Source organism: Aeromonas sp. sia0103, from assembly GCF_963895295.1.
Lineage (GTDB): Bacteria > Pseudomonadota > Gammaproteobacteria > Enterobacterales > Aeromonadaceae > Aeromonas > Aeromonas encheleia.
Window position 1 is genome coordinate 147,386 of sequence record NZ_CAWQKG010000060.1, and the last position, 25,427, is coordinate 172,812.

Consider the following 25,427-nt stretch of genomic DNA (forward strand, 5'->3'; position numbering starts at 1 on the left):
TGGCAACGCCAATCCTTTCCCCTCACCATGTGTCTTTCTGCAAGATCGCCCTAAAACAGATTCAATGCGGACCGCGCAGCAGCTGTTGCACCTCGAGCAGCAAGCCCACCTCCTGCAGGCGGCGGGCCGTGGTCCCCTGCCACCCCTTGGCGGGAAGAGGCGCCAGCAGGGTTTGGGCTATGCAGTCGCGATAGAGCGGCCCCAAATGCTGCCATCGATGCACCACGCCCTGGTCGTGATGGTGCAGCCACTCCTGGTTGCCGCTGCGAAACAGCTCGATGCGGCGGCCATCCTTGAGATGCAGGCAGAGCCCCTTGCGCTCTATGCCGGGACCGGCGTACTTGTCGAGCCAGAGCGTCAGCGGCACCCCGGCCGCCTCCCCCCGCAGGCAGGCGCGCCCTTCGGCGCTGTGCAGATCCCCCCGCAGGATGGGCTGACCCAGCCGATCGCAGACCTCGGAGGCGGCCAGTTGCAGGCGGTCGTCCCCGCCGAGAGCCACCAGCAGCTCGCGGATCATGGCCAGCACATGGGTGCCTATGTCGAGGATGACCCCGTCCGGATGGCGAAACTCCCGCTGATCCGGCTCCCCCGTCGCGAAGTTGAGAGCGAAGGGCCGCCCCTGCGCATCGATCCCGCAGGGTTCCAGCAGAAAGCCTTCCACCGCGCTGACATCATCTATGGTCGCCGGGGTGATTCTGGCCTCGTCCCCCGTCAGCAACTGCCAATCGGCCCCCAGCGTGCCGCTCAGCAGCCGTTGCACCGCGGCGCGGGCCATCCAGTGATCCAGCGCCAGCACCCGGCTCGCCTGCGCGGGATCGGCCAGCCGCGCCTGCAGGCTGTCGTGCTGGCTCAGGCTGGCCACCACGGGCTTCTCCACCAGGATGATCGGCACTTCACTAGTCAGCGCCAGCTCCAGCACGGGTAGATGCAGCAGGGAGGGGGTGGCGATGACCAGTCGATCGAGCGGCAGCGCCAGCAGCGCCTCCAGGCTAGGTACCGGGGTCACCCCGGGCAGGGAGCGTGCGGGATCGAATCCCCACAAGGCGACATCGGGCGCCAGGGTCTGCAGCGCCGGCAGATAAGCGGTCTCCACCACGGCCCCCAGGCCGACAAATCCAATCCTCATCATCACCTCGATTCAGGGCCCATAAACCCGTGAATGGGATAACCGGGTGGCCAGGTCACACCGAGCTGGCGCAAGCAAGGTGACACGCCCAGAGGAGGCATCACCTTCATATCAATAAAAAGGGGAAGCTGGCTCAATGGAGGGGGCCGACCCCGCTTTGCTCCATGCGCCAGCGCAGCACAGCCCGATCAAAGTCTGCCCTGGCCCGGGTGATGTATCGCTCCGACCGTTGCAGAAAGCATGCGAGATGATCCCGATGGATCTGCGCCTGCTTCACCACGAACCGGGCTGGTTCATGGGACGTGCCGTCCCGCCGCTTGCGTTCACGCCACTCTACCCTGTGGTTTAACCCTTCACGTAGGGCCACCATCTCCGGCGAGTCATAGAAGCGATCGCGCTCATGGAAGAAGCCGGCCAGCGCAGAGGCCGATACATCCAGAGCCCGACAGAACACCTTGAAATCGATGTATCCCTCTTCATCCGCTTCGGCCAGACAGCGGACAATCAACACCTCATCCGGCCATGCCTCATCATCTCTTGCCTTGTCCATTTCCTCTCCTGACCACTTACACCCGATCAATGCAGGTTAGGCCCCAGCCAGCGCTCGGCTTCCACCAGGGTCATGCCCTTGCGCTGGGCGTAGTCTTCGACCTGATCCTGCTGGATCTGCGCCACCGCAAAGTACTTGCTGTCGGGATGGGAGAAGTACCAGCCGGACACCGCCGCCCCCGGCCACATGGCGTAGGATTCGGTCAGCTGCATGCCGATGGCCTGCTCGACGCCCAGCAGCTCCCAGATGCTGCCCTTCTCGGTGTGCTCAGGGCAGGCCGGGTAGCCGGGGGCCGGGCGTATGCCCTGATAGTTCTCGCGAATGAGCTCCTCGTTGCTGAGGGCCTCATCTTGGGCATAACCCCAATGCCGCTTGCGCACCTGCTCGTGCAGGTACTCGGCGAAGGCTTCCGCCAGGCGGTCGCACACCGCCTGCACCAGGATGGCATTGAAATCATCATGCTGGGCCTTGTAGGCGTTGGCGATGGTCTCTTCGCCGATGCCGCCGGTCACGGCGAAGGCGCCGATCCAGTCCGGCTTGCCGCTCTCTTTCGGCGCCACATAGTCCGCCAGGCAGTAGTTGGGGAAGCCCTGCTTCTCGCTCTGTTGGCGCAGGTGGTGCAACACCTTGCGCACCTCGGTGCGCGATTCGTCGGTATAGACCTCGATGCTGTCACCGACGCCGTTGGCGGGGAACAGGCCTATGATGCCGGCGCAGCGCACGCTGCCATCGCGCTCGAGCTGATCCAGCATGGCGTTGGCATCGGCAAACAGCTTGGTCGCCTCCTCACCGACGACGTCGTCCTCCAGGATGCGCGGATACTTGCCCGCCAGCTCCCAGCTCAGGAAGAAGGGCGTCCAGTCGATGTAGGGGCGCAACACCGAGATGGGCACATTTTCGAAGGTCTGCACGCCCGGCTCGCGGGGGGCTGGCGGCTGATAGCCGACCCAGTCCAACTGCTGGCGGTTGGCGCGGGCATGGGCCAGGCTGACCGGCTTGGACCTCGGTTGCTTGCGGGCATGCTGCTCCCGAGCTATCTCATACTCCTTGTCGATGCGGGCCACGAAGGCGGGCTTGAGCTCGGGGTTGAGCAGGCTCTGAGCCACCCCGACCGCCCGCGATGCGTTCGACACATAGACCACGGGTTCACGGTAGTTCTGCTCTATCTTGACCGCGGTGTGCGCCTTGGAGGTGGTAGCACCACCGATCAGCAGCGGCAGTGTAAACCCCTGACGCTCCATCTCCTTGGCCACGTGCACCATCTCGTCGAGGGAAGGGGTGATCAGGCCGGACAATCCGATCATGTCGGCATTCACCTCACGGGCGGTCTTGAGGATCTTCTCGCAGGAGACCATGACCCCGAGATCGACGATTTCGTAGTTGTTGCACTGCAACACCACGCCGACGATGTTCTTGCCGATGTCGTGCACGTCTCCCTTCACCGTGGCCATCACTATCTTGCCGTTGCTGGAGCCCCCCTCCTTCTCCTGCTCGATATAGGGCTGCAGGTAGGCCACCGCGCGCTTCATCACCCGCGCCGACTTCACCACCTGGGGCAGGAACATCTTGCCCGCGCCGAACAGATCGCCGACCACGTTCATGCCGTCCATCAGCGGCCCCTCGATCACGTGCAGCGGCTTCTCGGCCCCGGCCCGCGCCTCTTCGGTATCCTCTTCGATGAAGTCGGTGATGCCCTTGACCAGGGCGTGCTCCAGCCGCTTGCCCACCGGCCAGCTGCGCCACTCCTGATCCCGCGGATCCTCGGCCTGGGCCCCGGCGCCGCGATACTTCTCGGCGATGGCCAGCAGATCCTCGGTGGCGTTGTCGTTGAGGTTGAGCACCACGGCGATGACTTTCTCTTTCAACTCCGCCGGGATGTCTTCATAGATGGCGAGCTGACCGGCGTTGACTATCCCCATGTCCATGCCGTTCTGGATGGCGTGGTAGAGGAAGACGGCGTGAATGGCCTCGCGCACCGGCTCGTTGCCACGGAACGAGAAGGAGACGTTGGAGACGCCGCCGGAGATCATGGCGTGAGGCAGGTTGTCCTTGATGTCCTTCACCGCCTCGATGAAGTCCACCGCGTAGTTGTTGTGCTCGTCGATGCCGGTGGCGACGGCGAAGATGTTGGGATCGAAGATGATGTCTTCCGGCGGGAAGCCGACCCTGTCCACCAGGATGCGGTAGGCGCGCTGGCAGATCTCGAACTTGCGGTCGCGGGTATCGGCCTGGCCCACCTCGTCGAACGCCATCACGATGACGGCGGCGCCGTAGCGACGCAGCAGTTTGGCCTGCTGGATGAACTTCTCCTCCCCCTCCTTCATGGAGATGGAGTTGACCACCGGCTTGCCCTGCACGCACTTGAGGCCCGCCTCCAGCACCTCCCACTTGGAGGAGTCGATCATCACAGGCACCCGGGCGATGTCCGGCTCGCCGGCGATCAGGTTGAGGAAGCGCACCATGGCCGCCTCGGCGTCCAGCATCCCCTCGTCCATGTTGATGTCGATGATCTGGGCGCCGCTCTCGACCTGCTGCTTGGCCACGTCCAGGGCCTCGTCGTAGAGCCCCTCCTTGATCAGCCGCTTGAACTTGGCCGAGCCGGTGACGTTGGTGCGCTCCCCCACGTTCACGAACATGGAGTCCGCGGTGATGATCAGCGGCTCGAGGCCACTGAGCCGGCAGGCCACCGGCAGCTCGGGCAGGGCGCGCGGTCGGATACCCGCCACGGCGTCCGCCATGGCGCGGATGTGGGTCGGGGTGGTGCCGCAGCAGCCCCCCACCAGGTTCAGGAAGCCGCTCTGGGCCCACTCGCGGATGTGCTCGGCCATCTCGCCCGCATCCAGATCGTACTCGCCGAAGGCGTTGGGCAGACCGGCGTTGGGGTGAGCGCTGACATGGCTCTCGCTGATGCGCGACAGCTCCTCCACGTACTGGCGCAGCTCGTCCGGGCCGAGCGCACAGTTGAGGCCGAACGACAGCGGTTTGACGTGGCGCAGCGAATGGTAGAAGGCTTCCGTGGTCTGGCCGGAGAGGGTGCGACCCGAGGCATCGGTGATGGTGCCGGAGATCATCACCGGCAGCGCATAACCCAGCTCCTCGAACACCCCTTCCACCGCGAAGGCGGCGGCCTTGGCGTTGAGGGTATCGAAGATGGTCTCGATCAGTATGAGGTCGGCGCCGCCCTCGATCAGGGCATGGGTCGATTCGGTGTAGGCGGCCACCAGCTGGTCATAGGTGACGTTGCGCTTGCCCGGATCGTTGACGTCCGGCGAGATGGAGGCGGTGCGGTTGGTGGGGCCCAGCACCCCGGCCACGAAGCGCGGCTTGTGGGGCTCTTTGGCGGTCCAGTCGTCGGCGACGGCGCGGGCGAGACGGGCGGCCTCGCGGTTGATCTCGGCGGAGAAGGCTTCCATCTCGTAATCGGCCATGGCGATACGGGTGGCGTTGAAGGTGTTGGTCTCGAGGATGTCGGCCCCGGCGGCGCAATATTGATCGTGGATCTCGCGGATCACCCCGGGTCGGGTCAGCACCAGCAGATCGTTGTTGCCCTTGATGTCGGTATGCCAATCGGCAAAACGCGCACCGCGATAGTCCGCCTCACCCAGCTTGTAGCCCTGGATCATGGTGCCCATGGCACCGTCGATGATCAGGATCCGCTCCCTGAGACAGGCTTCCAGTTTCTTCTTTATGTCCGACTTTATGCTCGACACCGCTCGATCCTCTTACATCCATGCAACTGCGCGTCGCCCATCCTAGCAGCAAACAAATTAAATGGAAATCTAGCCGTCTATCTGTCCGTAGCGATGATTAAATATAACCATAAATAGGTAATGAGTGCACCCTGAGCCGGGAGTACCCTATGCCCGTCCTTAATTCGGACACGTGCTTGCTGTTTACTAAAGAGAAAAATAACTATGAGCGTCTACTACACACTCTGTTTCTTGGCAGCGCTGGCGATCTTCATCGCCTTTGCCAACCAGTATGTTGTGAAGATCCAGACCACCATCGCCATCACCGCAGGATCCATGCTGATCTCCGCGCTGATGGTGCTGTTTGGTAAGTTGGGTTGGTTCAATCTGGAACCTCTGGCCATCGAGACCATGGAGAGCATCGATTTCCAGAATTTCCTGCTGAAGGGGATCCTGGGCTTCCTGCTGTTCGCCGGCGGCCTCGGCATCAATCTAAAGGCATTGCGTAGCCAGAAGTGGGAGATCACCATTCTCTCCATAGTGGCGACCCTGCTCTCCACCTTCATCATCGGCTATGGCTTCTGGTTCATCGCCAAGCTGCTGGGCTGGGAGCTGCCGCTGGTCTATTGCATGCTGTTCGGTGCCTTGATCTCCCCCACCGACCCCATCGCCGTGCTGGCCATCGTCAAGAAGATGAAGGCGCCACCCCAGATCGCCATCCAGATCGAGGGGGAATCCCTGTTCAACGACGGCGTCGGCCTGGTGATCTTCGCCACCGTGTTTGCCGTGGCCTTCGGCGGGGTCGAGCCGACCTTCAGCAGCGTGGCCGGTCTGTTCCTGCATGAGGCCCTCGGCGGCATCCTGTTCGGCGCCGTGCTGGGCCTCATCGCCCACGTGATGATCAGCGCCACCGATGACGGCTCCCTCGAGCTGCTGCTGACGCTCTGCATCCCGACCGCGGGCTTCGCCTTCGCCAACATGATCGGCGTCTCCGGCGCCCTGGCCATGGTGGTCACCGGCATCATGATCGGCAACTGGACCCGCCAGTCCGGCTTCTCCGAGCAGAGCCGCCACCACCTTGATCACTTCTGGGAGTTGATGGATCAGTTCCTCAACGCCCTGCTGTTCCTGCTGATCGGCCTGGCACTGGTGCTGCTGGATCTCGCCTGGCAAGACTGGATCCTGCTGGTCATCGCGGTGCCGCTCTGCCTGGCCGCCCGCTTCATCAGCGTGTCCCTGCCCTACGTCGCCTTCCGCCGTTTCCGCAGCTACAACACCTTCTCCATCCGCATCCTGACCTGGGGCGGCCTGCGCGGCGGCCTGGCCATGGCCATGGCGCTGGCGCTGCCCTCCGGCGTCATGGTGCTGCCGGAGCACGGTGTAGATCTGCGGGAGGTGATCCTGGTGATGACCTACTCGGTGGTGATGTTCTCCATCGTGGTGCAGGGCATGACCATCACCCCGATGATCACCGCGGCCAAGAAGGCCAGCGGTAGCTACTGATCCACGGCGATACATCCCATGTATCAACGAAAAGGGCTCCTAACAGGAGCCCTTTTTCATATCGAATGCCCGCGAGGCCAAGCGGCAAAGTCATGGCAGGAACATGACCATCACGCCAGTGGATCACCGCGGCCAAGCAGGCCAGCGGCAGCTACTGATCCACGGCGGTACATCCCATGCATCAACGAAAAGGGCTCCCACCGGGGCCCTTTTTCATATCGAATGCCCGCGAGGCCAAGCGCCGACGTCATGGCAGAGGCATGACCATCACGCCAGTGGATCACCGCGGCCAAGCAGGCCGGCAGCAGTTACTGATCCGCAACCGGACGTACGATACTGCCAACAAAAAGGGCTCCCACCGGGAGCCCTTTTTTCTTGCGCTGGCCAGAACATCAGGGCCTGTGGCTAAATTTCTGCCAAATACAGGTTGCTTTTTATCCATCGCGAGGCGAGAATGCGCCCCGGCTAGTTAATCAGCCCTGTTTATGTTACCCCTGCAATGCTTCACCTTCGGATGAATCCAGCCAGTACCCGCATAACCTCCCTCTGATTTACTCGCCTTGAGAACCGTCAGGCTGTCTGCCTGCGTTGCCCGGCTCTCACGGTGCAGACCCGATCTGCCCACCCAATTTGAACTATGCATCCGCATATTCCTTGATAGTGCAGACGCCCTTGACCGGGCTGGGTATTCCTGCGTGCTTGTTTGCCATATGAGCTGACCGCGCCCATCGACCTACATTTGCCAAAACAAGGAGCAATTACTTAATTTATATAGAGAAATACCATGATGAAAGCCATACAAACACACAAACCCCTGCGTCGTAGCAAACCCATCAACCTGCCCCCGCAAGAGCAGGATGACGATTCCTTCCTGATCCAGTTCAGTACCCGTTTCAGCGGTGGCTTCGCCATCTCCTGTGATGGCACAGCTGGCGAGTTCTCCATCGAAGATCTCAACTGATCCCTGCCCAACGGCAGCACCGACGCAGACCGGCCGCAACTCACGGCGGCCCCTTTGCCAGCAAGCCCTAGACCGGACAGCTCTCTCGCCCCGGCACCTCCAGCAGCAGACACTCTTCTTCGCTCTCACCCAGCTTGACCAGCCGACCCTGACTCAGCCCCAGTTTGGCCAAGAGCCCGACCGAGCGCTCATTGCCCGGCGTGACGATGGCGATCACCCGCTCGATGCCGAGCCGCTCCCGCCCGTCCTGCAGCGCCGCCCGCGCCGCCTCTATGCCGTAACCCTGGCCACGATAGGCGGGCAGGAAGGCATAGCCGATGTCTTCGCACGGCAGGGTGTCACGCTTGATCAGGCCGCAGATGCCGAGCCTGGCCTCATCCTCCCGTCGCATCACCAGATAGAGGCCGTGCCCGTGGCGTGCGTAGCTGACCGCCGGCCCCTGCTGGATATAGTCTTCGGCGTCGCCTAAGGTGCGCACGCCGCGATCGCCGATGTAGCGATGGAAGTCGCCGTCGTTGAGCAGCTCGAGGATGAAGGGGGCGTCCACAGCGGTCAGTTCGCGCAAGACGAGGCGCTCGGAGAGGATCATGATCAGGACTCTTGTCGGAAAAACAGGCCATCAAGACTGCCCCCGCGTCGCCGCCTTGGCAAGATCTCGCGTGCAAAAGCGAGCATGTGCCGATACTGGCCCAGCCGATCGGCGCCCCACACCAGCTATTTATCCCCCTCAGGCGCGAGCCGCGGACCGGTTCCGGCTATAATGCCCCCTCTTCAAACAAGCAGGACAGACACCATGACGGACGACACCGAATTCTTCGACGAACAGGCACTGCTGGAGATGGTCGATAACCAGCTCACCGACGGTCACCCCCCGCAGGTGAAAGCCACCCTGATGCGGCTGGTGATGAAAGGCACCCCACGGGAAGAGGCGCTGCAATACATCGCCTGCGCCCTCGGCGCCGAGCTGATGGCGATGGAGGCCGAGCAGGGTCCCTTCAACCTGACCCGCTACGCCGAGTTCCTCGACAGCCTGCCCGAGATGCCCTGGGCCGAGTAACGCCCTCATTAGGCAGGGCGCAGCGCCAGCCATTATCATTACTGCCACAGCCAAGAAGGGGAGTGTGCGGGTATGCGCTGGCAAGATCGCCGTGAGAGCAGCAATGTGGAAGACAGGCGCCAACAGGGCGGTGGCAACGGGGGCGGTGGCCTGCCCATCGGCGGCAAGGGGCGCCTCATCCTGGTAGTCGTGGTGCTGGTGGCCGGCTACTACGGTGTGGATCTGAGCCCCCTGCTCGACGAGCCGGCCCAGCAGGGCCAGGCTCAGCGTCAGAACCCGTCTCAGCCGGCCAGCGATCCCCTGGCCAAGTTTACCTCCGTGATGCTCGCCTCCACCGAGGATGCCTGGGGCGAGATCTTCTCCCAAAGCGGCAGCCGTTACCAACCGCCCAAGCTGGTGCTCTATCGCGGCGCCACCCGCACCGGCTGCGGCCAGGGTCAGGCGGTGATGGGCCCCTTCTACTGCCCGACGGACAGCTCCGTCTACATCGATCTCTCCTTCTATCAGGACATGCGCGACAAGCTGGGGGCCGATGGCGACTTCGCCCAGGGCTACGTGGTCGCCCATGAGGTGGGCCATCACGTGCAGACCCTGCTCGGCATCTCGGCCAAGGTGCGCCAGCAACAGCAGGGGCTGAGTCAGGCCGCGCAGAACAAGCTGTCGGTCAAGCTGGAGCTGCAGGCCGACTGCTTCGCCGGCGTCTGGGGCAATTACATGGAGCGGGAGCAGGTGCTGGAGCACGGCGATCTGGAGGAGGCACTCAACGCCGCCCAGGCCATCGGCGACGACCGCCTGCAGCAGCGTGGCCAGGGCCGGGTCGTGCCGGACAGCTTCACCCACGGCAGCTCGGCCCAGCGCCTCGCCTGGTTCAAGCGCGGCTTCGACAGCGGCAAGCCCGCCAGTTGCGACACCTTCGCCGCCCGCTGAAGCGGGCACGACAACAAGGCCGGATCCCTGGGGATCCGGCCTTGTTGCATTCGGCGACCCGGTGAAGAGCCGGCCGGGTCAGGCCGACGCCTTCGGCAGCAGATCCGTGTAGACGAAGCTATCACGCACTATCGTCTCCCCCACTTCGATGGCCAGGGGCCGCAAGAACATGGGGCCGTCCACGGCCAGGGTGTGGAACTCGCCGTTTTCACCGCAGGGATCCACCCCGGCGGGCAGGGCGGCCAGCAGGGCCTGATCGAATGCATGGCCCCCCAGGCTGGCGGCCAGTTTGCTGGGGTCCAGGGTGCTGATGTGCGCCTTCAAGCCGGCGGCGATCATCCTCTGCGCCAGCTCGGTCGTGTCGCTGCCCCAGAGCGGGAACAACGGCTCTATGCCGGTGCCCTCCAGTTGCCGCTCGCGGTAGGCCCGTACATCCTCGAGGAACAGATCCCCAAACGCCATATGCCGGATCCCGCTGGCCACCACCTCGGCCACGAAGCCGCTCATGATACGGGCGTAATCCTCGTTGCTGCAGGGCCAGGGCAGATCCAGGGTGCGCAGCGGCAGGCCAAGGCACTCGGCCTGCTGCATCAGCAGTTGCTTGCGCACCCCGTGGATGGCGACCCGCTCAAATTCCTGGTTCAGGGTGCTGAACAACCCCACCACCTCGATGGCCGGATCCTGCTGCAACTGATGCAGTGCCCAGGCACTGTCTTTACCGCTGCTCCAGGAGAGCAGTACCTTCTTCTTTGTCATCATGTTTCCACTCCGCTTGCACCAAGAAGCTGCAAGACTGTGTTGCGAATTGTGCGATTTACATTCCGGGATACAAAAGCATACCCTCGTTGGTGAGCGAGTCCCCGCAAAGGATGGGGAACAATAACTAAAAAAACGATGGGAAACATAAGGATATGACCACAGTCACGCAACGCAATGATCACGGCCGCCCCCTCAATCGGCAGGATTACAAGACCCTGAGTCTGGCCGCCCTCGGCGGCGCCCTCGAATTCTACGACTTTATCATCTTCGTCTTCTTCGCCGTGGTGATCGGCGAGCTGTTCTTCCCGGCCGACATTCCCGAATGGCTGCGCCAGTTCCAGACCTTCGGCATCTTCGCCGCCGGTTACCTGGCCCGCCCGCTCGGGGGCATCATCATGGCGCACTTCGGCGATCTCATCGGCCGCAAGCGCATGTTCACCCTCAGCATCCTCATGATGGCGCTGCCCACCCTGCTGATCGGCCTGCTGCCCACCTATGCCGCCCTCGGCATCGCCGCCCCGCTGCTGTTGCTGCTGTTGCGGATCCTGCAAGGGGCCGCCATCGGCGGTGAAGTCCCCGGCGCCTGGGTGTTCGTGGCGGAGCATGTGCCCGCCCGCCGGATAGGGCTCGCCTGCGGCACTCTCACGGCAGGTCTGACGGCCGGCATCCTGCTTGGCTCCCTGGTCGCCACCGCCATCAACCGCGGCATGAGCCCGGTCGAGGTGAGCGACTGGGGCTGGCGTCTGGCCTTCGTCCTCGGTGGCATCTTCGGCATAGTCGCCATGTACCTGCGCCGCTGGCTGCACGAGACCCCGGTGTTCGCCGAGATGCAGGCCAACAAGACGCTGGCCGAGGAGCTGCCGCTCAAGACGGTGCTGCGTGAGCACAAGGGCAGCGTCATCGTCTCCATGCTGCTGACCTGGCTGCTCTCCGCCGGCATAGTGGTGGTGATCCTGATGACCCCGACCTATCTGCAGAAGGTGCACGGCATCAGCCCGGCCGATGCGCTGACCGCCAACTCTCTGGCCATAGTCGCGCTCACCCTGGGCTGCATCTTCTATGGCCGCCTGATCGACAGCCTCGGCAGCGGCCCCACCTTCGTGTTTGGCTCCCTGCTGCTGGCCGGCTCCTGCTACGCCTTCTACCACGGCCTGGCGGCCGGCATGGATCAGCTGATCCCGCTCTACATGCTGGCGGGCTTCTCCGTCGGCATCGTCGGGGCCGTGCCCTACGTCATGGTCAACGCCTTCCCGGCCGTGGTGCGCTTCTCCGGGCTGTCGTTCTCCTACAACGTGGCCTACGCCATCTTCGGCGGTCTGACTCCTATGCTGGTCACCCTCTGGATGAAGAACGACGTGCTGGCCCCCTCCCACTATGTGGTCAGCCTGGCCGGGCTGGGCTTCGTCCTCGGCCTGCTGTTCTGGCTGCGGCAGCGCGGTCAGCGTCAGGTCGCGCCACAGGCCGTCTGACCGGTGCGGGCCCCAGACTTTCGGGGCCCCTTTGTTCCAGCTATATTCAGCCAGGCTCCCGTAGAGTAGCCCCCCCTTAAGGCCAGACCACCGTCTGGCCCTGTTGTTTGCCAACCACCCCGAGGTGAAAGATGTTTTTCCAGGTCGTATTCATTGCCTTGCTGGCCTTGCTGCCCATGGTCAATCCCCCCACCACGGCCACCCTGCTGCTCGGACTGAGTAAGGGCATGTCCCGTGAACACGTGCGCCGCCAGATCAATCTGGCCGCCATCTATCTGTTCGCCACCCTCTGCGTCAGCTTCTTCATCGGATCATCCATCCTGGATCTGTTCGGGATCTCCATCCCCGGCCTGCGACTGGCCGGTGGCCTGATCATCGCCTTCATCGGCTTTCGCATGCTGTTCCCCGCCCCCAGCCAGGCCGCCGGGGTCGACATCAACCAGAGCATCGCCTTCGTGCCGCTCACCATGCCCAGCATGTGCGGGCCAGGCACCATGGCGCTGGTGATCAGCGGCGCCGCCCAGATAGCCGAGCTGCCGACCGACTACAACCGCTTCGTCATCTATGCCGCCGTGGTCACCGCCTTCGCCCTGATGAGCCTGCTCAGCTGGGGCGTGCTCAAGCTGGCGGATCCGGTCTGCAAGATCCTGGGGGCCACCGGCATCGACGCCATGACCCGCATCATGGGCTTCCTGCTGGTGTGCATGGGCATGCAGTTCTGCATCAACGGCATCAAGGAAGTGGCGCAGGATCCCGTGTTCCACGGCGCGCCCGCCGCCCAGGTACAGCACAAGACCACGGGGCCGGGCGAGGAGGCCGTCAAGCTGACACTGGAGGCACGCGGATCCTGAGCGGATTGGAATAAGGGTCAGCGGAACGGCCCGTTGTGGTTATTTTTTGTACAGCCAGCATTCAGCTAATGAGGACTAAGGTGATACCACCCTATCCACCCCCTCAGGAGAGATGCAATGGAAAAGATGCTGACCGAGATCCGCAGTTACAGCCTGTTTCATGAGTACCTGACCGTGGTCGGTGTCACCAGCCCGTCCCCCAGCCGGCAGGCCAAGGGATGGGAACACCGGGAGTCCAACCGCCTGGTGGCCCAGATCCGGATCGATCCCCAGGGCAGGCCGCACTACTACATCGACGCCAGGGCCATCTCGGTCAACTGACCCGCCCTGCCTCCCCCAGCCCCGGCCCTGCCCGGGGCTTTTTGTTGCGCCCGGCCGCCAGCGCCAATAAAAAACCCCGGCACTGGCCGGGGTCTTTGTTAGCGGATGCAGGCAGCTTGGCCCCTTACTGGGTCCCGCCCACGGTCAGCTGATCCAGCTTGAGGGTCGGCTGGCCGACCCCGACCGGCACGCTCTGCCCCTCCTTGCCACAGACCCCGACCCCGCGATCCAATGCCAGATCGTGGCCCACCATGGAGACCTGGCTCATGGCCTCTGGGCCGTTGCCGATGAGCGTGGCGCCCTTGATGGGGGCGGTGATCTTGCCATCCTCGATGAGATAGGCCTCGGAGGCGGAGAAGACGAACTTGCCGGAGGTGATATCCACCTGACCGCCGCCGAAGTTGGGGGCATAGATGCCCTTCTTCACCGAGGCGATGATCTCCGCCGGATCGTACTGACCCGCCAGCATGTAGGTGTTGGTCATCCGCGGCATCGGCAGGGCGGCATAGGATTCGCGACGACCGTTGCCGGTGAGCGGTACCCCCATCAGCCGGGCGTTCTGCTTGTCCTGCAGGTAGCCCTTGAGAATACCGTTCTCGATCAGCACGTTGTAACCGCCCGGCGTGCCCTCGTCATCGATGCTGACGGAGCCGCGTCGGCCCACCAGGGTACCGTCATCGACTATGGTGCAGTGCTTGGAGGCAACCTGCTCGCCGATGCGGCCGGCGAAGGCGGACGAGCCCTTGCGGTTGAAGTCCCCCTCCAGGCCGTGACCCACCGCCTCGTGCAGCAGCACACCGGGCCAGCCGGCGCCGAGCACCACCGGCATGGTGCCGGCCGGGGCATCTATGGCCTCGAGGTTGACCAGCGCCTGACGCACCGCCTCGCGCACATAGCCGAAGGCCCGGCTCTCCAGCCCGTCCAGCTCCAGGAAATGGTCATAACCGCAGCGACCACCGCCGCCGGCGCTGCCGCGCTCGCGGCGATCGCCCTTCTCGGCGATGACGGTCACCGATAGCCGCACCAGCGGGCGCACGTCGGCGGCCAGCGTGCCATCGGTGGCGGCCACCAGTATCTCTTCATAGACGCCGCTGATGGAGGCCATCACCTGATTGATGGCGGGATCCAGGCTGCGGGCAAACTTGTCCATCTGCTCAAGCAGCGCGATCTTCTGGTACTTGTCGAGGGTCTGCAGCGGATCCATCGCCGGATAGAGCAGGTTCGCTTCGGTGCGAGCCCAGGCCTTCACCTTGCCCTGGGCGCCGGCAGCGGCGATACCACGGGCGGCGGTGACCGACTGTTGCAGCGCCAGCAGGCTCAGCTCGTCGGAGTAGGCGAAGCCGGTCTTCTCGCCGCTGACGGCGCGCACCCCGACCCCCTGGTCGATGTTGTAGCTGCCATCCTTGACGATGCCATCTTCCAGCATCCAGGACTCGTGCCAGCTGCGCTGGAAATAGAGGTCGCCGAACTCCACCTGATGGCTCATCAGGCTGCCGAGCAGTTGCTGCAGCCGTCCTTCATCGAGGTCGTTCGGGGCCAACAATGAGGCACTAACCTGGCTCAATAGACTCAATCTTGTTCTCCATTCTCGCTGGGAGATGTCGTAATAAAATCCCCTGTCTCAACGAGAAAGGGCAAAGTAGGTTCGATTCGCGACGCGCAATCGAACGTCATGTGTGCCATATGCAAGGGTATTCACGAACTCTCGATGCGGCCGTTTCGCGCTAGTCCGATTGCGCCGCCATGCGGCTAATCGAACCCATGCAAACCTACAGCAATCGGGCGTGTTGCAGCACCGGCATGGTCCGCGCCAGCTCCTCGCCGAGGGCGGGGTCCATCTTCGCCAGCACGGTCGCACGGCCCGATGGCTGACAGGCCAGCACCCGGCCCCAGGGATCGATCACCATGCTGTGGCCCCAGGTCTGGCGCCCCGTCTCATGGCTGCCGCCCTGATTGGCGGCCACCACATAGCACTGGTTCTCGATGGCGCGGGCCCGCAGCAGCGGCTCCCAGTGCGCCTCGCCGGTCACGGCGGTGAAGGCCGCCGGCACCAGCAGCACCCGGGCACCGGCACGGCTCAGCCGACGATAGAGCTCGGGGAAGCGCAGATCATAACAGATAGAGAGGCCGAGGGGACCAAAGGGGGAGTCCACCAACACGGGATCCTGGCCGGGGCTGAAGGTCTCCGACTCCCGGTAGCGGCCCTGGTTGTCGGCCACGTCCACGTCGAACAGGTGGATCTTGTGGTAATGGCCCTTGAGATCCCCGTTGGGATCGAACACCAGCGAGCTGGTGTGGATATGGCTGGAGCCGGGAATACGGGTGGGCATGGCACCGGCCACCAGCCAGATCCCCTGCTCCCGGGCCCACAGGGCCAGCTGTTGCTGGATGGGCCCCTCACCGATCGCTTCGGCGTTGTCCAGATAGCCCTGGCGCTCGCCAAACAGGGCGAAGTTTTCCGGCAGCAGTACCAGCAAGGGACGCGCTTTGGGCAAGGCGGCCAGCTCGGCGGCGATCTGCTCCCGGTTATCCTGCCAGTGCCGACCGGACACCAGCTGTATTGCGGCTAACCACATGACTCACTCCTTGTCGGCGTTGATGGCAGTCCTGATATTCGGGTCTTTATCCATTTCGCTCAACAGTTTGCGAAGATGGTGTCGGACCAGATCTCGTTGGCCCCTTTGGGCCCATTTAAGGCAATCAAACAATTCCCATACCAAACCATCGCCATCGGCGATATAGGCTGGAAAATCCCAGTGACTTGGCGCCGCGCCTCCTACCTCCAACCCCGGTAGACAAGATGTTTTATCGAAGAGAGGCAAGTAAGGCTTGGCAAGAGGAAACTCGGTGCCACTATCGAGGATGTGGATCTCTATGCTGGACATGTCATAGAAGATATAACGCCAGTAGGAACAAACCTCTTCATGCTTTCCCTGCCAGCAGTGGAATACTTCGCGCTCACCCACAATAGACCGCACCAGTGATGCCGCCTGATTGTGAAAACCCGGCGTAGCCAGCAACAAGACATCGACATCGGACACCCTGTCGGCCTTGCCCTTCGCGAGTGACCCAACCACCACTCCAGCGTCTATGGCAGGGTGAGCCGCGCCATGCTCAATCACGGCTTGCAGCAGAGCACGTTGAAGTAGCGGAATAGCAGGGCAACGCTCATCAACCATCACGACGGCTTCTTTGCAAGGACCGCATCCCCGGCTTGCAGGGTGTAATCCAGCACTATGATACGTGCCAGCACGGGGTGAAAGAGGGCCTTGAGAGCAGCATGAGCCGGATGGGGCAGGTAACACTGGCGGGCGGCCTCGTCGGCGAAGGTCATCAGCACGCTGTGGGTGAAGCCTTCGGCGCGCCCTTCTGGGCTGTCATCTTGGCCCCACTCGACGGCTACCACGCCACTGACCTTGGCCGGGATGTCGAGAAAGGCTGCCCTGACAGCCGCGATACCGTCGGCCTGGACCTCTCTCTTGAAGGTGATCAGCAGAATGTGTCGGATCATGGCTCACTCCTTGTGATTGAAGACCCCTACCCGCCTCAGCGCTGACCGGGTCCGGTATGCTTGGGGGTCAGCAGGAAGGGGGTGACCTCCTCGGCGGGCAGGCTGGGAGCCACCGCATCCACCGCCTGCTTCTGCTGCTGGTTGAGCTTGATGCGCGCCTTGTCCCGCCCCGCCTCGATCAGCTTGGGATCATCCAGCGGGCCCGAGACCCGGAAGTCGATGCGGGTCACCACGTCCACCACCGGCTCCAGCAGCTTGGAGAGCGCCAGCACATAGAGCCCGGTGATCGGGGTCAGCGAGAAGGCGGCCACCACCGGCAGGGTACCCCCCAGGTTCGGGGAGAAGCTCAGATCGTAATCGAGTCGCCAGCGCACCAGATCGGCGATGCCCTCACCGCGCAGGTTGCCCGCCGCCCCCTTCATGTAGAAGTCGTTGTTGTCCACCACCCCCTGCTTGATCTTGGCGGAGGCGGACATGGATTCGAAGTAGAAGCCCTTGTCGAACACATCGCGGAAATCGAGCCGCAACTTGCGCAGCAACGAATCCAGGCTGAGCAGGGAGAGCAGGCGGGCCCCCTTGTCGTTGACCTCCCGCAGGGTGCCGCCTTCCAGCTGATAGTCGGCGGTGCCCCCCAGGGTCGGCAGATCCAGCCGGTAGGGAACGTCACGCCAGTTCAGATCCAGCGCCAGCTTGCCCGGCGCATCGCCGATGGGCGAGGTGAAGCCGAGCCGCTGCAGCAACAGCTCGCTGTTCTGGGTGTTGAGCTTGAGCCGGGCCCGGGTCTGCATCTGGCCGGGTAGCGCCAGCCATTCGGCGTTCCCGCTCAGGGTGCTGCCGGCGAGCTTCATCTCCAGCCCCTTGAGGGCCAGCTGGTTGACGCCGGGCACCAGTTCGCCTTTCAGCTCCCCCAGCGGCAGGGTGCCGAAGCGGCAGTCCACACAGCTGAAGTTGAGCCAGGGGATGGCGTCCATGATGGCCTTGTCCTGCCGGGCATCCGGCTCCGGGCTGAGATCCGATCCCTTGCCGGACCAGTAGATCCTGGCGAATTTGGCGTCGATGGGCTGTTGGCCGGCGACGGGAATGCGCACCACCCCCATCACATCCGGGCTGTCGATCATCACCTCGGTGGCCTGGCGGACCGGGCCCACGGTGAAGCGCACCGCCTTGATGTTGGCGCTGCCGATATCGGCTCGGGCCAGCTGGCCATCCACCCACCACTCCTGCGGCAGGAAGGAGGGGCCGACCACCGCATTGCCGCTCTCGGTCTGGCTCGGCAGCCAGCGCTTGAGCCGCGCCAGCCAGCCACCCACGTCCGCATGCGGCTGGTTGATGACCAGCAGCATGGGCTTGTCCTGCAACACCCTGGCCCCCGGCTGGCCGACGTCGACCCGCACCCGGCTGAGGTAGGGCGTGCCCTCGCCGTAAACCAGCCGGCTCTGCATGTCCACATCGTTCCCCAGCACGCCGCGAATATCGGCGGCGCCGTCGCGGCCTCGCACCGTGACCTTGAGCGGGAGCTGGCTGTCGGCCGTCTTGGCGAGGGGGAACGGCAGATCCAGCCCCATCCCCTGCAGGTTGGAGTCCAGCGCCAGCTGGAAGCTGAACGGCTTGTCATTGGGCAGCGTCAGCCCCAGGGCGCCAGTCCAGTTGCTGCGCCCCTTGAGCAGCTCGAGGGCGGGGATGTCGCGGCGTTGGCGACTGCTGTCCCACTGCCCCTTGAACTTGAGATCGACCTGATAACGGTTCGGCAGCTGCTTGCCCTGATAATCCAGGGTCAGCGGCTGATCCCACAGGCTGGCCTTGAGGTTGCTGAAACGGGTGTGTTCGTTGTCATACAGCAGTCGGCCATCGACCCGCTCCAGCGGCATGTCGAGGGCGGCGATCCTGACCTTGTTGTTGTGGAACTGGGCGTCGCCGCTGGCCTTGACCTCGCCCTTGCCGCCGAGCGGAATATCCAGCTTGACCGTGCCCTTCATGGGCCCGCGGATCTCGATCTCCCGCAGCGCCTGGCCGACGGAGTTGCCCATCGGCGAATCCTGCAGATAGTCGCTGATGGCCTTGCCCTCGCCGGCGACCCTGGCGTCCACGTAGAGATGGGCGCCCGGGGCCAGCGTCGGGATCCAGGCATGCACCGAGTCGGAGCCAGCCTTGCCGAGCCGGGTGGAGCGGCTGTTCATGTCGAGGCTGGCGTTCTGGAACAGCAGATCGATCTGCAGGTCGGTGAGCGGTTGCCAACCGGGGAAGAATTGGAAGGTCGCCTTCTCGAGCGGCACCGCCACCTGGAAGACGCCGGCGCCCTGATCGTAGGGGAAGTCCCTGAACTCGCCGTACCAGAGCAGGTCGGCGCCCTTGGCCTGGCCCCCCTTGATGGCCCCGCTCAGGTAGTTCACCAGGCCGTCACTCATCACGGCCAGCGGGTAATAGCGGTAGGCATGGCCCGCGTTCTTGACGTCGATGCGGCCGGTCAGGGCGAGGAAGGGGTGCTCGAACAGATCGAGCCGGAAGCGGCTGGCAAGACGCAGATCCGGGTTGTCCAGGGCGATGTCCTGGCCATAGAGCACCCAGCCTGCCGGCGTCTGCCACCAATCCAGCCGCGCCGCCAGGCTGTCGACCGGGATCGGCTCCTTGAAGTGGCGCGCCGGATCCACCTTGCCCTTGCCGAGGCCCAGGCGGGCGCCGCCGCCCGCCGGGGTCAGCCAGAATTCGCCGTCCAGGTTCTGCAGGCCAGGCACATCCCGCCAGGCCTTCATCTCGAAGCCCGCGAGCCGTCCGGCGAGGGAGAGCCCCTGCCAGTTCGCATCCGCCTGCAGGATCAGATCCTGCAACTTGCCCTTGGGCTGGGTGCGCTTGAGGGTCTCGGTCAGGCGGGGATAGAGACCCGAGACCAGCTGGCTCAGGCTGGCGATCTGGCTGATGTCGATGGCGGGCACATAGCCCTGGATGCGTTCGCCCACCCGCTCGAGCTGCAGCCGGCTGTGCAGCCAGGTCGCGCCATCGAGCTTGAAGATCACATCATGGCTGGCGAGCTGCCACTCCTCCCCCGACCGCCGCAGCTGGATCTTGCCGCCGCGCAGATCGAGCCGGTGTGGCTCTCCCTTGACCTCGTCCTTCCAGATCAGATGGTTGTTGCCAAAGGCCAGCAGCGAGTCCCCCAGCTGACCGTTGGCAAAGTTGCTCCACAGCTGGAAGTCGAGCTGGCCCGTCACCTTGGGCTCGCCGGCGTGGATCCTGGCCAGCATGGGGCTGATGTCGAGCTCGCTGGCCCCCAGATAGAGCTGGCCACTGAGGCTGCCGAACCGCGTCGCGGGGGCGTCTACGTCCAGGATGAGATCGATGGCGCTCTCGCCCACCCCGTTGATGAGATAGGCCTTGCCCACGCCCTGGTGACGCTGGCCGCGGTTCTGCCAGCGCAGCTGGGCGATGTTGAGGGCACGCACCTCACCCAGCGCCGTGGTCACGCTCAGGCGGGTGTCATGAATGTCGAAGGTGGAGAGCTGGGTCAGCAGGAAGCGCAGCAGGGCTGCCTGCTGGTTCGGATTCTTCTCGCCCGCCGGCTCTGCCGGCTGGGCCAGATCCAGCGCTATGTCGCCGTCGCTCAGCAGCAGTTGGCCGAACACCGGCTTCCACTCGTTGAGGGAGCGCCAGAAGTCGAGGTGGGCCCACACCTTGCCGAGCCGCAGGGAGAAACGCCCCGAATCGGGTGCGATGGCGAGTCCTTGCAGCTCGAGGGCCGGCCCGCGCTGGGTCCAGTCCAGGCCGACGTGCTCGACACTGACCTCCAGCTGGCTGTTGCCGAGCAGGCTGGCGATCAGCGCCTGGCGATGCTGGTTGAGCAGGGGGCCGCCAAGGCGTACCAGGCTGACCAGGATGGCCAGCAGCACGAAGAAGACCCCGAGGGCTAACCAGCCCCGACTCAGCCAGCGGTAGACCAATTACATCATCACCACATCGAATTGTTCCTGCCCACAGAGCGGCTCAGTCACCACCCTGACCTGTTTGCCGATGAAGACTTCCAGCTCGGCCAGACTGTGTGATTCCTCGCCCCGCAGGTAGTCGGCCACCGAGGGGGCCGCGTAGACGGTGAACTGATCCGCATCGTAGGCGCGGTTGACCCGGATGATCTCCCGCAGGATCTCGAAGCAGACCGACTCCACCGTCTTGACCCGGCCACGGCCCTTGCACTCCGGGCACTCGGAGCAGAGCACATGCTCCAGGCTCTCGCGGGTGCGCTTGCGGGTCATCTCCACCAGCCCGAGCTGGGAGAAGCCGTTGACGTTGGTCTTGGCCCTGTCCTTGGCCAGCGCCAGCTCCAGGCTGTGCAACACCCGACGGCGGTGATCCTCCGACTGCATGTCGATGAAGTCGATGATGATGATGCCACCGAGGTTGCGCAGCCGCAGGTGGCGGGCGATGGCGGCGGTCGCCTCGACGTTGGTGTTGAAGATGGTCTCTTCCAGATTGCGGTGGCCGACGAAGGCGCCGGTGTTGATGTCCACCGTGGTCATGGCTTCGGTCTGGTCGATGATGAGGTAGCCGCCGGATTTCAGCTCCACCTTGCGCTCAAGGGCGCGCTGGATCTCGTTCTCCACGTCGTAGAGATCGAAGATGGGCGACTCGCCGGAGTAGTACTCCAGCTTGTTCGCGAGCTCGGGCACATACTCCCCGGTGAAATGCGAGAGCAGCTCGAAGCTCTGGCGCGAGTCGACCCGGATCTTGTCGAGCTCGGCGCCGACGAAGTCGCGCACCACCCGGAAGGCCAGGCTGGGATCCTCGTAGAGGATCTTGCAGGGCGGGTACTTCTGCTTGCGCTCCAGGATCTTGCGCCACAGCCGCTTGAGGAAGGCGGCATCCTGCTCCAGCTCCTGCTCCCCCACCCCTTCGGCGGCGGTGCGGATGATGTAACCACCGAGATCATCCACGTAGCCCGCTACGGTACGCTTGAGGCGCTCGCGCTCCGCTTCCGACTCGATGCGTTGGGAGACGCCGACGTGAGCGCTGCCCGGCATAAACACCAGATAGCGGGAGGGCAGGGTGATGTCGGTGGTGAGGCGGGCACCCTTGGTGCCCAGCGGATCCTTGACCACCTGCACCATGATGTCCTGGCCCTGGCGCACCAGCTCGGCGATGTTGCCGGCCTGGAACTGCTCCTTCTCCTTCACCGCCACGCACTCGGTGTGCGGCACTATGTCGGAGGCGTGCAGGAAGGCGGCCTTGTCCATGCCGATGTCGACGAAGGCGGCCTGCATGCCGGGCAGCACCCGGCTGATCTTGCCCTTGTAGATGTTGCCCACTATGCCGCGCTTGGCCTGACGCTCTACATGCACTTCCTGCAGCAGGCCGTTCTCGACCAGGGCGACCCGGGTTTCGGAGGGGGTGACGTTCACCAGCAGTTCGACTGACATAAGTTACCTTGCCTTTCTAGTTTTGAATTCTGACTGCCAGTCCGGCAGGGCACGCGCAACGCAGGTGGTAACGCAGCAGGAGACCGCTGGGGCGGGTTATCGGCTCTGTTCGAGCTGCTGGCGGATCAGCAGATCCGTTTCCAGCAGGGGCAGGCCGACCACGGCGCTGTAGCTCCCCTCTAGCCGGCTGACAAACTTGCCGGCGATGCCCTGAATGGCATAGGCGCCGGCCTTGTCGCAGGGCTCGCCGGTGCGCCAGTAGGCCTCGATCTCGGCCTCGTCCAGCTTGCGAAACGCCACGTTGGTGGTGACCAGCCGCACGTCGCAGCGCTCCGGGGTGGCCAACGCCACCGCCGTCATCACCTGATGTACCTTGCCGGAGAGCGCCTCCAGCATGTCTTTGGCGTCGAGCAGATCGGAGGGTTTCTCCAGCACCCGATCCCCCAACACCACTATGGTGTCGGCGCCCAGCACCGGCAGCGCGGTCGGGGCGGCAGCCACCCCGGCCATCGCCTTGTCACGGGCGAGCCGGCAGACATAATCCTGGGGCTTCTCGCCCGCTTCCCGTTGCTCGGGAACATCCAGCCTGAGTACCTCGAAACGGTAGCCGAGGCGGGTCAATAATTCGTGCCGGCGGGGGGAACCCGAGGCGAGATAGAGTTGCAGTTCGTTGTGCTTGTTCATATTCACTCAATGAGATGAGACGCAGTTACAATCCGTTGTTTTTGCTCATGTTCACTTAATATTGAAGTGACGGCGCACCTTGCGCAAGACCATAAAGATCCAGGGCCATATTAGCATCGTCGTCAGGGTCGACCAAAAATAGGCGAAATTGAGGCTGGCACGGCTGAACAGGTGCTCGGCCCAGAACACGGTGATCTTGCCCACCAGCGAGAGCAGGCCGATGATCAGCGCCTGCTGCCAAAGGGAGAAGTTGCGGATCTTCTGGAACTGGAAGGCCGCCAGATAGGTGGTGATGGCCATGGCCATGGCCCGCACCCCGAGCGTGCTGCCGAGCAGCACGTCCAGCAGCAGGCCCGCCACCCAGGCGGTGCCGACGTTGGCCCGGTGCGGCAACGCCAGCGCCCAGTAGATGAGCACCATGGCGAGCCAGTCCGGCCGGAAGGGTTCGAATTGGAAGGGGAGCGGCAGGATCGACAGGCACAGAGCCAGCAGGATCGAGACCCAGATCCAGATCCTGCCACTGGCGGGTTGCAGCATCAGCGCGTCGCTCCCGCCGCCGAGGTGGCCGTCGCCGCGGACGCCGCCGGAGCTGGGGCCTGAGCCGGTGCCAGGGCATCATTGTCGTGCACTTCCGGCTTCTTGTCGGTCCACAGCAGCAGCAGATAGCGCAATCGGTCCAGCTCCACCAGCGGCTTGGCTTCGACCTGGGCGAAGGGCTTGCCCTCCACATAGTCGGAGCGAGTCACGGTCGCCACCGGGTAGCCTTCCGGGAAGCGACCGCCGAGACCCGAGGTCACCAGCAGATCGCCGACCTGCACATCGGTGTTGCGCGGCAGGTTGCGCAGCTCGAGCTTGTCGAGTTCACCACTGCCGGAGGCGATGGCGCGCAGATCGTTGCGCAGCACCCGCACCGGGATGCCGTGGCTGGAGTCGGTGACCAGCAGGACGCGGCTGGTGGTGGAACCCACGTGCAGCACCTGACCTATCACCCCCTGATCGTTGATCACCGGCTGGCCGTTATAGACGCCGTCCAGCGCCCCCTTGTTGATCAGCACCTGATGACTGAAGGGGTCGGAATCCACCGACAGCAGCTCGGCCACCATCTTGCGGGACTCCTTGTGCACCGGCGAACCGAGCAGCTCACGCAGCCGCTGGTTCTCGTGCTCCAGCTGATCCAGCTTGAGCAGGCGCGAGCGCAGGGTGAACAGCTGTTGTTCCTGCTGCTTGGTCTGTTCGATGAGGCTGGAGCGGGTCTGCACCTGGGTCGACATGGTATCGAGCAGGGTGCCGGGGGCGTTGGCGATGTATTGCAGCGGGCTGACCAGCGAGCTCAGATAAACGCGGACATGGGTAAACACACCGAAGCGGGAGTCCGCGACGATGGCAGCAACAGAGATGATGACGGCGAGAAACAACCGTAACTGAAGCGAAGGGCCTCTACCAAAAATGGGTTTCATGAGTCGTCAAAAAAGAGCCGGCACGCTGGCCGGCTTTGGGTCTTATTCGTAGTGGAACAGATCGCCACCGTGCATATCGATCAGCTCCAGCGCCTTGCCGCCACCGCGGGCGACACAGGTGAGCGGATCTTCGGCCACGACGACCGGGATGCCGGTCTCTTCCATCAGCAGGCGGTCGATGTCCTTGAGCAGGGCACCACCACCGGTCAGCACCATGCCGCGCTCGGAGATGTCGGACGCCAGCTCGGGCGGAGACTGCTCCAGGGCGACCATGACGGCGGCGACGATACCGGACAGCGGCTCTTGCAGCGCTTCCAGGATCTCGTTGGAGTTCAGGGTGAAGCTGCGCGGCACCCCTTCGGCCAGGTTGCGACCACGCACCTCGATCTCGCGTACCTCTTCGCCCGGATAGGCGGAGCCGATCGAGTGCTTGATGCGCTCGGCGGTGGCTTCCCCGATCAGGCTGCCATAGTTGCGACGCACGTAGCTGATGATGGCTTCGTCAAACTTGTCGCCACCGATGCGCACGGACTGGGAGTAGACCACGCCGTTCAGGGAGATGATGGCCACCTCGGTGGTACCACCACCGATGTCCACCACCATGGAGCCGGTCGCTTCGGAGACCGGCAGACCGGCACCGATGGCGGCAGCCATGGGTTCATCGATCAGGTAGACCTCACGGGCACCGGCGCCCAGCGCGGATTCCTTGATGGCACGGCGCTCGACCTGAGTGGAGCCGCACGGCACGCACACCAGCACACGGGGGCTGGGGCGGAAATAGTTGTTGTCGTGAACCTGCTTGATGAAGTGCTGCAGCATCTTCTCGGTCACGTAGAAGTCGGCGATGACGCCGTCTTTCATCGGACGGATGGCGGAGATGTTGCCTGGGGTACGACCCAGCATCTGCTTGGCGGCATGACCGACGGCAGCGACCGATTTGGCGTTCCCGCGCTCTTGGCGAATGGCGACAACTGAGGGTTCGTTAAGGACGATCCCTTGATCTTTTACGTAGATCAGGGTGTTGGCAGTTCCCAAGTCGATCGACAGATCGTTGGAAAAGACGCCTCTGAGCTTTTTGAACATGGCTACGGGAAATCCTAAGAATTTGGAGGTGCATAAAACCGGCTAACTTTACCAATGCCCACCTCAATGGGCAAGCG

Annotated in this window: 22 protein-coding genes; 7 read left to right on the top strand and 15 right to left on the bottom strand. The window is 63.7% G+C overall.

The window, feature by feature from the left end:
* Window positions 1-61 precede the first annotated feature (61 nt).
* The 3 genes from AACW18_RS18345 to metH form a co-directional block, all read right to left on the bottom strand.
* Window positions 62-1,126, bottom strand: a complete 1,065-nt coding sequence (locus AACW18_RS18345; protein WP_218389486.1) for a Gfo/Idh/MocA family oxidoreductase — start codon at window positions 1,124-1,126, stop codon at window positions 62-64.
* A 133-nt stretch (window positions 1,127-1,259) separates the two neighbouring features.
* The gene (locus AACW18_RS18350; protein ID WP_218389487.1) at window positions 1,260-1,676 is read right to left on the bottom strand and encodes a hypothetical protein; all 417 of its coding nucleotides are present in this window, start codon (window positions 1,674-1,676) and stop codon (window positions 1,260-1,262) included.
* Between the two features lie 26 nt (window positions 1,677-1,702).
* Window positions 1,703-5,386, bottom strand: coding sequence for a methionine synthase (gene metH / locus AACW18_RS18355; RefSeq protein WP_218389488.1), 3,684 nt, complete (start codon window positions 5,384-5,386; stop codon window positions 1,703-1,705).
* A 204-nt stretch (window positions 5,387-5,590) separates the two neighbouring features.
* On the opposite strand from metH, the gene AACW18_RS18360 reads away from it, so the two are divergent.
* Together AACW18_RS18360 and AACW18_RS18365 are read left to right on the top strand one after the other, a co-directional pair.
* Window positions 5,591-6,868: a cation:proton antiporter gene (locus AACW18_RS18360; RefSeq protein WP_218389489.1), complete on the top strand. Its 1,278-nt coding sequence runs from the start codon at window positions 5,591-5,593 to the stop codon at window positions 6,866-6,868.
* A 784-nt stretch (window positions 6,869-7,652) separates the two neighbouring features.
* Entirely contained in the window at window positions 7,653-7,829 is a 177-nt protein-coding gene (locus AACW18_RS18365; protein WP_126623235.1) for a hypothetical protein, read from the top strand.
* Between the two features lie 67 nt (window positions 7,830-7,896).
* Here AACW18_RS18365 and AACW18_RS18370 read toward each other — a convergent pair whose 3' ends face one another.
* Window positions 7,897-8,418 (bottom strand): GNAT family N-acetyltransferase, encoded by a 522-nt coding sequence (locus AACW18_RS18370; RefSeq protein ID WP_042651896.1) that lies wholly within the window; start codon window positions 8,416-8,418, stop codon window positions 7,897-7,899.
* A 204-nt stretch (window positions 8,419-8,622) separates the two neighbouring features.
* On the opposite strand from AACW18_RS18370, the gene AACW18_RS18375 reads away from it, so the two are divergent.
* Both AACW18_RS18375 and ypfJ read left to right on the top strand, forming a co-directional pair.
* Window positions 8,623-8,886 (top strand): hypothetical protein, encoded by a 264-nt coding sequence (locus tag AACW18_RS18375; RefSeq protein WP_218292608.1) that lies wholly within the window; start codon window positions 8,623-8,625, stop codon window positions 8,884-8,886.
* A gap of 72 nt (window positions 8,887-8,958) precedes the next feature.
* On the top strand, window positions 8,959-9,813 hold the full coding sequence (ypfJ, locus tag AACW18_RS18380) for a KPN_02809 family neutral zinc metallopeptidase (protein WP_218389490.1): 855 nt from the start codon (window positions 8,959-8,961) through the stop codon (window positions 9,811-9,813).
* A 78-nt stretch (window positions 9,814-9,891) separates the two neighbouring features.
* On the opposite strand, the gene AACW18_RS18385 is transcribed toward ypfJ, so the two are convergent.
* On the bottom strand, window positions 9,892-10,569 hold the full coding sequence (locus AACW18_RS18385; protein ID WP_218389527.1) for an adenine nucleotide alpha hydrolase: 678 nt from the start codon (window positions 10,567-10,569) through the stop codon (window positions 9,892-9,894).
* A 155-nt stretch (window positions 10,570-10,724) separates the two neighbouring features.
* Between AACW18_RS18385 and AACW18_RS18390 the strand changes: the two genes are divergently transcribed.
* From AACW18_RS18390 to AACW18_RS18400, 3 genes are all read left to right on the top strand, one after another.
* Entirely contained in the window at window positions 10,725-12,041 is a 1,317-nt protein-coding gene (locus AACW18_RS18390) for an MFS transporter (RefSeq protein ID WP_218389491.1), read from the top strand.
* A gap of 131 nt (window positions 12,042-12,172) precedes the next feature.
* On the top strand, window positions 12,173-12,892 hold the full coding sequence (locus AACW18_RS18395) for a MarC family NAAT transporter (protein ID WP_218389492.1): 720 nt from the start codon (window positions 12,173-12,175) through the stop codon (window positions 12,890-12,892).
* 117 nt (window positions 12,893-13,009) lie between these two features.
* Window positions 13,010-13,213 (top strand): hypothetical protein, encoded by a 204-nt coding sequence (locus tag AACW18_RS18400; protein ID WP_042651891.1) that lies wholly within the window; start codon window positions 13,010-13,012, stop codon window positions 13,211-13,213.
* Window positions 13,214-13,337: 124 nt separating this feature from the next.
* Here AACW18_RS18400 and tldD read toward each other — a convergent pair whose 3' ends face one another.
* From tldD to AACW18_RS18450, 10 genes are all read right to left on the bottom strand, one after another.
* Window positions 13,338-14,786 carry a metalloprotease TldD gene (gene tldD / locus AACW18_RS18405; RefSeq protein WP_218389493.1) on the bottom strand — a complete coding sequence of 483 codons (1,449 nt, stop codon included), beginning with the start codon at window positions 14,784-14,786 and terminating at the stop codon, window positions 13,338-13,340.
* A gap of 196 nt (window positions 14,787-14,982) precedes the next feature.
* A complete protein-coding gene (locus AACW18_RS18410; protein ID WP_042651889.1) occupies window positions 14,983-15,789 on the bottom strand; it encodes a carbon-nitrogen hydrolase family protein in 807 nt (268 codons plus the stop codon).
* Window positions 15,790-15,792: 3 nt separating this feature from the next.
* A complete protein-coding gene (locus tag AACW18_RS18415; protein WP_218292613.1) occupies window positions 15,793-16,392 on the bottom strand; it encodes a nucleotidyltransferase domain-containing protein in 600 nt (199 codons plus the stop codon).
* Window positions 16,392-16,724, bottom strand: coding sequence for a Dabb family protein (locus AACW18_RS18420; RefSeq protein WP_218292614.1), 333 nt, complete (start codon window positions 16,722-16,724; stop codon window positions 16,392-16,394). Before AACW18_RS18420 ends, AACW18_RS18415 begins: the two co-directional genes overlap by 1 nt.
* A 35-nt stretch (window positions 16,725-16,759) precedes the next feature.
* Window positions 16,760-20,656 (bottom strand): YhdP family protein, encoded by a 3,897-nt coding sequence (locus AACW18_RS18425; RefSeq protein WP_218292615.1) that lies wholly within the window; start codon window positions 20,654-20,656, stop codon window positions 16,760-16,762.
* Window positions 20,657-22,126 (bottom strand): ribonuclease G, encoded by a 1,470-nt coding sequence (rng, locus tag AACW18_RS18430; protein WP_042651885.1) that lies wholly within the window; start codon window positions 22,124-22,126, stop codon window positions 20,657-20,659.
* Window positions 22,127-22,222: 96 nt separating this feature from the next.
* Window positions 22,223-22,810, bottom strand: a complete 588-nt coding sequence (locus AACW18_RS18435; RefSeq protein ID WP_042651884.1) for a Maf family protein — start codon at window positions 22,808-22,810, stop codon at window positions 22,223-22,225.
* A gap of 51 nt (window positions 22,811-22,861) precedes the next feature.
* Window positions 22,862-23,347, bottom strand: a complete 486-nt coding sequence (mreD, locus tag AACW18_RS18440) for a rod shape-determining protein MreD (protein WP_033131672.1) — start codon at window positions 23,345-23,347, stop codon at window positions 22,862-22,864.
* Complete coding sequence (gene mreC / locus AACW18_RS18445; RefSeq protein ID WP_042651883.1) at window positions 23,347-24,267, bottom strand: rod shape-determining protein MreC; 921 nt, start codon at window positions 24,265-24,267, stop codon at window positions 23,347-23,349. The genes mreD and mreC overlap by 1 nt, the downstream gene beginning before the upstream one ends.
* Before the next feature lie 42 nt (window positions 24,268-24,309).
* Window positions 24,310-25,350: a rod shape-determining protein gene (locus tag AACW18_RS18450; RefSeq protein WP_042651882.1), complete on the bottom strand. Its 1,041-nt coding sequence runs from the start codon at window positions 25,348-25,350 to the stop codon at window positions 24,310-24,312.
* Window positions 25,351-25,427: the final 77 nt, after the last annotated feature.